Source organism: Microbispora sp. NPDC049633, from assembly GCF_040675265.1.
Taxonomy (GTDB): Bacteria; Actinomycetota; Actinomycetes; order Streptosporangiales; family Streptosporangiaceae; genus Microbispora; species Microbispora maris.
Genome location: NZ_JBFAOO010000258.1, coordinates 1 through 8,737 on the forward strand (window position 1 = coordinate 1; position 8,737 = coordinate 8,737).

The 8,737-nt window shown below is 72.7% G+C and carries 3 protein-coding genes and 1 pseudogene; 2 read left to right on the forward strand and 2 right to left on the reverse strand.

The annotated features are described in order from the left end of the window. Positions 1–160 precede the first annotated feature (160 nt). Both AB0J39_RS35810 and AB0J39_RS35815 read left to right on the forward strand, forming a co-directional pair. Positions 161–6,127, forward strand: coding sequence for an RHS repeat-associated core domain-containing protein (locus AB0J39_RS35810; RefSeq protein WP_363472986.1), 5,967 nt, complete (start codon positions 161–163; stop codon positions 6,125–6,127). Between the two features lie 22 nt (positions 6,128–6,149). After that, positions 6,150–6,674: a hypothetical protein gene (locus AB0J39_RS35815; protein ID WP_363472988.1), complete on the forward strand. Its 525-nt coding sequence runs from the start codon at positions 6,150–6,152 to the stop codon at positions 6,672–6,674. A 15-nt stretch (positions 6,675–6,689) separates the two neighbouring features. Here the strand turns inward: AB0J39_RS35815 and AB0J39_RS35820 are convergent, their stop codons facing one another. After that, positions 6,690–7,724 (reverse strand): hypothetical protein, encoded by a 1,035-nt coding sequence (locus AB0J39_RS35820; RefSeq protein WP_363472990.1) that lies wholly within the window; start codon positions 7,722–7,724, stop codon positions 6,690–6,692. 5 nt (positions 7,725–7,729) lie between these two features. Further along, positions 7,730–8,737: pseudogene (locus AB0J39_RS35825) on the reverse strand (hypothetical protein); the annotation flags it as partial.

Sequence of the window (8,737 nt, forward strand, 5' to 3'; positions counted from 1 at the left end):
GCTCCCCGTCACCCTTGAACCGGCCGGCCCGGCTTCCGCGACCCCAGGGACCCCAGCGCCCCCCGCTGCCGATGCCGCCGCCCCGGCTGCCCCGGCTGCCCCGGGTGACTCCGCCGGGGCCGCGGCCTCCGCGCGAACCCCCGCCGCGGCACATGTCCAGGTGCTCGACCGCGCCGCGGCCGAGGCGGCCGGAGTGGACGGCGTGCTGCTGGAGGTGTCGGCGCAGTCCCCCGGCACCGCCACGCTGAGCGTCGGCTACGCCGCGTTCGCCTCCGCGTACGGCGGCGGGTGGAGCGGGCGGCTGCGCCTCGTGCGCCTGCCGGCCTGCGCGGCCACCACGCCGGAACGGGAGGAGTGCCGCACGCGGACGCCGCTCGACACCGCCAACGCCGCCGCCGCGCGGACACTCTCGGCATCGGTCGCGCTCGACGCCGCCCCGGCCGTGCTGGCCGTGACCGCCGGCACCCCCGGCGAGGGAGGCGAGGCGGCGGACGGCAGCGGCGACTACGCGGCGACCCCGCTCTCCGCGTCGTCCACCTGGGAGGCGGGCGGCAACTCCGGCTCCTTCACCTGGTCCTACCCCATCGCCCCGGTGGAGCCCGCGGCGGGTCCCGCGCCCGCGCTCGACCTGTCGTACGACTCGGGCGGCGTGGACGGGCGCACCTCCACCACCAACAACCAGGGCACCTCGGTCGGCGAGGGCTTCGAGACCGCCGCCACCTCCTACATCGACCGCCAGTTCGGCACCTGCCGCGAGGACGGCCACGACAAGCAGTACGACCTGTGCTGGAAGTACGACAACGCCTCGCTCGTCCTCAACGGCAAGGCCACCGAGCTGGTCAAGGACGACACCAGCGGCAAGTGGCGGCTGAAGAACGACGACGCCTCCACCGTCGTCCACTCCACGGGCGCCGACAACGGCGACGACGACGGCGAATACTGGACCGTCGTCACCGGCGACGGCACCAAGTACGTCTTCGGCCTGAACAAGCCGAGCGGCGCGGGCGGCCAGCGGACCGACTCGGTGTGGACGGTCCCTGTGTACGGCGACGACTCCGGCGAGCCCGGCTACGACAAGGGCGGCGCCTTCGCCGACCGGTCCGTCGTCCAGGCGTGGCGGTGGAACCTCGACTACGCCGAGGACACCCACGGCAACGCCATGACGTACTGGTACACGCCGGAGACCAACTACTACCGGAAGAACAAGTCGGCCACCGCGACCACCTCCTACGTCCGCGGCGGCCACCTCGACAGGATTCTCTACGGGCAGCGGTCCGACACGCTGTTCACCGTGGACGCGCCCTACAAGGTGGCCTTCTCCTACGCCGAGCGCTGCACGGCCTCCGACTGCGGCAGCCTCACCAAGGACACGGCGCAGAACTGGCCCGACGTGCCCTTCGACGCCATCTGCAAAAAGGACGAGGACAAGGACGACTGCCACGCGGAGAGCCCGGCCTTCTTCAGCCGCAAGCGCCTGGTGAAGATCGAGACGAGCGTCCTGTCCGGCACCGCGTACAAGCCGGTCGACTCGTGGGCGTTCACGCAGAAGTACCTGGACGGCGGCGACATCGGCAGCTCCGCCGACCAGACGCTGTCGCTGATGTCGATCGTGCGGACGGGGTCCGCCGGTGACACGCCGATCACGCTCGACCCCGTCTCGTTCACCTACGCCATGCGGCCCAACCGGGTGGCCGGCGGCACCCAGCCGGGAGGCGGCGACATCCTGCCGCTGACCAGGCCGCGCATCGAGACGATCACCTCGGAGACCGGCGCGATCACGACGGTCAGCTACAACGAACCGGAATGCGTGCGCGGCTCGCGGATGCCGAAGGCCGAGGACGACAACGCGCTGTCCTGCTATCCGCAGTTCTGGCACGTCAACGGCGCCACCGACGCCTCCATCGACTGGTTCAACAAATACCGCGTGCTCGCGGTGAACACCGCCGACCCCGCCGGGCACAACCCGCTCCTCGAGTTCGCCTACGAGTACGAGAAGCCCGGCTGGCGCTACAACGACAGCCCGTTCACCCCGGCCGACGAGCGCACCTGGTCGCTGTGGCGCGGCTACCAGAAGGTCACGACGTACACCGGCGACGCCGACGGCACCCGCACGAAGACCGTCGCGGTGTACCTGCAGGGCATGAACGGCGACCGGCTGCTCAAGTCGGTCACCCCGAGGACCGTCGACCCCGACAGGCGGCGCGCCGCCACGGTGCCCGGCCTCGACGTCGCCGGTCTCGACGTGCCCGACCTCGCCGACGCCGGGCAGTACGCCGGCTTCACCCGCGAGGAGGTCACCTACGACGGGGCGAACCCGGTCGACGTCACGGTCAACGACCCCTGGTCGGCGAAGACCGCCACCCAGCACAAGTCGTACGCCGACACCGAGGCCTACTACGTGCGCATGGGCAAGACGTCGGAGCACACCTACCTGACCGTCCCCAAGACCTGGCGCACCGTCACCACCTCCACGGCTTACGACTCGTACGGCATGGCGGTCAAACAGGACAGCACGGGCGACACCGCGAAGAGCGGCGACGAGACCTGCACCCGCGTCTGGTACGCCCGCGACGACGCCAAGGGCCTGAACTCGCTGGTCTCCCGCACCCGCGTCGTCGGCCGCGCCTGCTCGGTGAAGGAGGCCGACCTGTCGCTGCCCGCCGACTCCGCCACCTCGGGCGACGTGCTGTCCGACACGGCCACCGTGTACGACGACACCGCCGCGACCGGGTGGTCGGCGAGCCGGAAGCCGGTGACGGGCGACGCCACCTGGACGGGACGGGCCACCGGGTATCCCCCGGCCGTCACCGGCGACGACCGCCCGCCGACCGGCTGGCAGCGCGTCGAGTCGACCACCTACGACGCGCTGGGCAGGCCGCTGACCGTCACCGACGCGGGCGGCAACCCCACCACCACGGCGTACACCCCCGCGGGCGCCGGGGTGCTCACCAAGACGGTGGAGACCAACGCCAAGCAGCAGAAGACGACGACGTTCCTCGACGGGACGCGCGGCCTTCCGGAGCGCACCTACGACCCCGACAACGGCAAGACCGAGCAGACCTACGACGCCCTCGGCCGGCTCACCGGCGTATGGCTGCCGGACCGCAGCAAGGACGGCGGCCAGACCCCCACCTACGCCTACTCCTACGTCTACCAGCGGGGCAAGGCGCCCGCGATCGGCAGTTCGGCCGTCAAGTCGTCCACCACGGCCAGCTGGTCCTACGAGATCTTCGACTCGCTGCTGCGGCCGATGCAGACGCAGAGGCCGACCCCGAACGGCGGCCGGCTCCTGACCGACACCCGCTACGACTCACGCGGCCTCGCCTACGAGACCTACGCCGACATCTTCGACACCGAGCAGACGCCGAACGCCACCTACACCCGGGAGGAGTACGGCGAGGCGCCCAAGCAGACGAACCTCGTCTTCGACGGCGCCGGCCGGCAGGTGCGCGCCACGTTCCTGTCGTACGGCGTGGAGAAGTGGACGACCACCACGACCCACACCGGCGACTCCACCGCCGTCAGCGCGGTGACCGGCGGCACGGCGACCAGGACCGTCACCGACGCGCTGGGACGCACCGTCGAACGGCGCGAGTACAACTCGCCCTCCCCCGCCGACACCCAGTGGGGCGCCCTGGCCTCCGACGGGTACACCTCCACGTCCTTCACCTACCGGCCCGACGACAAGGAACTGACCGTCACCGGTCCCGACGGCGCGAAGTGGTCCTACACCTACGACCTGTTCGCCCGGCAGACCGGCATCGGCGACCCCGACAAGGGCGCCAGCACCGTCCGCTACACCGCGCTCGACCAGACCGACACGGTCACCGGCGCGAACGGCACGGTCCTGCTGTACGGCTACGACGAGCTCGGCCGCAAGACCGGGCTGTGGTCGGGGTCGCGGACCGACGCGAACAAGCTCGCCGCCTGGACCTACGACACCGTGGCCAAGGGGCAGCTCGCCTCGTCCACCAGCTACGACGGCGGCCTGACCGGCAAGGCGTACACGAAGAAGATCCTCGCCTACGACGGCCAGTACCGCGCGACCAGCACCCGGATCGACATCGACCCGAACGACCCGATGGTCGTCTCCGGGGCGGCGAAGAGCAGCTACACCTTCGCCAGCGACTACAACCTCGACGGAACGCTGAAGAGCTCCACCGAGCCCGCGGCCGCCGGCCTGGCCGAGGAGAGGATCAGCCTGGCCTACACCCCGACCGGGCAGGTGAACGGGCTGACCGGCACCACCGACTACCTGCAGAAGGCCGACTACAACGCGCTCGGCCGGCCCCTGCAGTTCACCCTCGGCCTGTCGGGGGCCGCGCAGGCCAAGAAGACCTTCCTCAACAACACCTACGAGGAGGGCACCGACCGGCTCACGCGGTCCTTCGTGACCACGCAGTCCACACCGGTCAAGCCGCAGGACCTGACCTACCACTACGACGACGCGGGCAACGTCACCGAGATCGCCGACACCCCCACCCAGGACGGCGCCGGCCGTAGCGACATCCAGTGCTTCGCGTACGACGGGCAGCGCCGGCTGGCCGAGGCGTGGACCCCGGCCACCGACGACTGCACGAGCAGGACGCTCGGCGGCGCCGCGCCGTACCGGACCTCCTACACCTACAACGCCTCGGGGCTGCGGGCGACGGAGACCCGCTACAGCGGCTCCACCGCCACCACCTCGGCGTACTGCTACGGCGACACCGCCAAGCGGCACGCCCTGACCGCGGTCGTGACCGGCTCCTGCACCGGCGCCACCGCGACCTACTCCTACGACAAGTCCGGCAACACAACCGGGCGCGACGGCCAGGTGCTGACCTGGGACGCGCAGGGCCGCATCGCGACCCTCACCCAGGGCACGCAGAAGACGGCCTACCTGTACGACGCCGACGGGGCGCTGCTGATCCGCCGCGCGATGGGCGACGGGGAGAGCGTGCTCTACCTCGGCGCCACCGAGATCCACTCGAAGAAGACGGGCGGCACCGTCACGACCTGGGGCAGCCGTTTCTACGCCGCCGGCACCCAGGTGATCGCGGTGCGCACCACCCAGGCCGGGAAGAACGCGGTCTCCTTCCTCGCCGGCGATCAGCACGGCACCTCCTCGCTGTCGGTCGAGGCGGCCGGGCAGGCGATCGGCAAGCGGTTCACGACCCCGTTCGGCGCGCCGCGCGGGGACACGGTCGGCGGGGCGTGGCCCGACGACAAGGGGTTCCTCGGCAAGCCCGCCGACGCCGCCACCGGGCTCACCTACGTGGGGGCCCGCATGTACGACCCGGTCACCGGCAGGTTCCTGAGCGTGGACCCGGTGCTGTCCACCGACCAGGCCCAGTCGCTCAACGGATACTCCTACGGCAACAACAACCCCGTCACGTTCAGCGACCCGACGGGCGAGGAGATCGGGTCGCGGCCCAACTCCTGCCGGTACTCCCTCGCGAACTGCTCGAAGAAGGTGCAGCAGTCGGTCGGATACAACCCGAAGACCCACAAGGTCACGCCGCCGAAGCATCACAAGAAGCCCGGGAAGAGGAGCTACCCGACGCCGAGGCCGTCCCCCGGCCCGTCGCCCAAGCCTCCGGCGGGCGGCTGCCACTGCAAGCCGCTCAACCGCGACAACGGCGTCAACCTGTTCAAGGCGCTGCTCACCAAACCGTTCCACTGGGGCAACAACTTCAACGGCGCGAACGCGCTGGCGGTGACGTACGAGATCTTCGCCAGCGAGGGATGCGAACGGCGGGCCCTGCAGTACGTCTGCTACGGCGGCTCCCCCGGCGGCGACCAGCCCATGACGGTCGGGGACGTCCACTTCTACCCGCACTCGAAGAAGGAGTTCGAGGGCCGGCTGCGGGAGGAGAAGCAGGCGCGGGACGACATCGCGAGGGTCGCCGGCCGCGAGACGGCCAAGAAGTACGGCCCCGACCTCGAACGGCACGAGGCGGTGCACTCCGAGCAGTGGGCGCGCTACCGGGACGCCACCCAGTTCGTCGCGGCGTACGGCGGGGCCACCTGGTACTCGCAGCGGACCACCGGCAGCAAGGTGGCCGCCAACGAGTTCGAGGTCCAGGCCAACCTGTGGTGGGGTGGCTACGTCGAATGGCAGCCGCTGCACTGGGGCCCGGTGAGCTAGGAATTCGAGGGGAAGGACGACGATGACGCGCAGAAGAAGGCCGGGGCCCGGACGCACGGCCGCCGCCCTGGCCGCCCTGGCCTTCTTCGCCTCGGCGTGCGACAGCACACCCGAGCCCAAGGGCGTCCTCGCCGTCGAGCGCGCCGAGGACGGCGGCGTCAGGCTGCTGCTCGCCGAGTGCCCCGGCTACGTCGCCAAGGACTTCTCGGTCCTGGAGGACACCGGGGACGGCGACACGGTGGCCTGGAGCGTGCACAACGGCGGGTGGACCTCGTCGGTGCGCGACGTCCGGCTCTTCCAGGCGCCGCCCGAGGGCTGGCGCGCCGCCGACGGCACGCTCACCGCCCTGCGGGACGGCGTCCCCTACGTCGCGACCGTCAACGGCACCTCCGGCGGGCGTAGCCTGCGGGGCAGGGTGCCGTTCACGACGGCCGACCTGGCGGGTCTCGGCGGCGGGCAGGTGCTGGCCTGGGCGGGCGGCGACGAGACGATGAAGACGGACCGGGACGGCTTCCTGCACGCCGGCCCCGGCCGCTGCCGCCCGTGACCGCCGGGCGGCGGCTCAGCTCGCGGTCAGTCTGCGGACCGGCGACTTGGACGACCGGCGCTGCGCGGGCGCCTGCGAGTCGAAGCGGACGTGCCAGTCGCCCGTGGACGGCACCTTCTTCCGCAGCGTGAACCCGCCGTTCGATCCCGTCGTCGCGGACCCCTGTACGGCGCCGGCGCCCGAGCCCGCGGGGTCGAACCAGAGCAAAACGCGCTGCTGGGGCAGCGGGTCCCACCGGGCGGGCCGCCCGGCGGGCTCCACCCGGACGAGCAGCGTGCCGGTGTGGGTCGCCTTCCTGCCCGGCCTGCCGCTCTGGGGTTTCGCCGAATAGGCGATCCTGGTCAGGGCCCCGGCGGAGCGCACCGTCGAACGGACCTCGGCGCTCCTGGCGGTGGTGAGGCGCGCGCGGTCCTCGGCGGACCCGCGGAACTCCGCCGACCAGAAGCCGGATTCGGTCGCCGTCACCGTCGCGTCGAACCGGCCCGACCTGCCGGTGACGACCCGCGCCACCTCCCTGCGGGCGAGCATGTCGTCGGCCCGGAACAGCAGGGTGACCGTCCGTTCGGGAAGACCGCCCCAGTCGTCCTTGCCGGTCGCCGCCTCCAGGCGGCCGGAGACGGTCAGCGGGCTCCCCTCGTCGACCGGGTCGGGGGACAGTTCCAAGCCGTCGATCCTCGACCGCCGCGATCTCTCCTCGGCGCGGACCTCGAACTCCCGCTCCTCGACGACGTCGCCGGCGGCGACCTCGACGCGCCAGCGGCCCGCCGCCGCGTCCCGGCCGAACACGTGCCCGGCCCGCCACCGCTCCTCGAAGGGCGTGCGCTCCACGCGCTCGAAGCGCAGCGGCGTACGGGACTCGTCCGGGGCCGTCAGCTCGCCCCTGACCTCGTCGGCCGGGCCGCTGGTGACCACGTCGACGGTCACGGCCGCGTCCTCGCCGCCGATCGGGACGGGATCGGGATCCACCTCGACCGACTCGATCTCCACGAGAGCGTCGCCGAGGGCGGGCCGTCGCAGGAGCCGCGCGAGCAGGTGACGGATGGTCCTCATATCCCTCAGCACACCTTCCGGTAGGGCGCCTCCGGCACGAGGCGCCGCCAGTCGTCTTCTCCCAGGGGGCCGCCCGCCCGCGCGCAGACCTCCGCCGCGGCCCGTTCCGGGTCGACCGTGTAGCGCCGCAGCGTCCCGTCCCTCCCCGCGCTGTAGAGGTACCGCCCGTCGGCGCCGAAGGCGAGCGCGAGCACCGGGCCGGCGTGGACGGCGTACGGCAGGCCGAGCGGCGACCGGGAGGCGGCGTCCCACAGCCGGACCTCCCCGCTCGTGCCCCCGGTGGCGATCAGCCGCCCGCCGGGCGCGTAGGCGAGCGCCACGACGTCGTCGAAGCGGCCCTTCTCCGGTGCGAGCGTCCCCTCCCGCCGCAGCGTCCGCGCGTCCCACAGGCCCACGCCCGCCTCGTGGAAGCCGGTGGCGATCGTCGAGCCGTCCGGGCTGAAGGCGATCGACCGCACGCCGTCGAGCACCGGCCCGAAGGGACGGCCGGTGACCGTGCCGGCGGCCAGGTCGACCAGGGCGGCGTCCCGCCCGCCGATCGCGAGAACCCGGCCGTCCGGGCCGGCCGCCATGACGTCCCATCCGGTCCTGCGCGGTACGGCGATCTCCACGCCGCGGGACAGGTCCCACACCCGGACGGGCCCGTACTCCCCGGTGACGGGCGCCACGGCGAGGACGTGGCCTCCGGCGGCCAGCCCGCCCACGGACACGGCCCCCGCGATCGCGACCCGGCGGAGCAGGCGGCCGTCCGGCACGTTCCACAGGCTCACCGTCGCGGCGTCGCCGGAGGCTCGCGTGCCGTCCGGGCGGGGCGCGGAGGCGAGCGTGCGGCCGTCGGGAGCGAAGGCGAGCGCCCCGGCCGGGACGCCGCCGAGCGTCGGGCCCAGGCGGGCGCCCGTGGCCGGGTCCCACAGCAGCGGTCCCGTCCCGTCCGGCGCGACGGCGAGCGTCCCGGCGCCCGGAGCGAAGGCCGCGGCGGCGGCCGAGGACGCGACCGCCGTCGAACGGGCGCC

What these genes read in the sequence shown, in the direction of transcription:
- AB0J39_RS35815 (WP_363472988.1), top strand. Translation starts at nt 6,150, where the DNA reads ATGACGCGCAGAAGAAGGCCGGGGCCCGGACGCACGGCCGCCGCCCTG.
- AB0J39_RS35820 (WP_363472990.1), bottom strand. Translation starts at nt 7,724, where the DNA reads ATGAGGACCATCCGTCACCTGCTCGCGCGGCTCCTGCGACGGCCCGCC.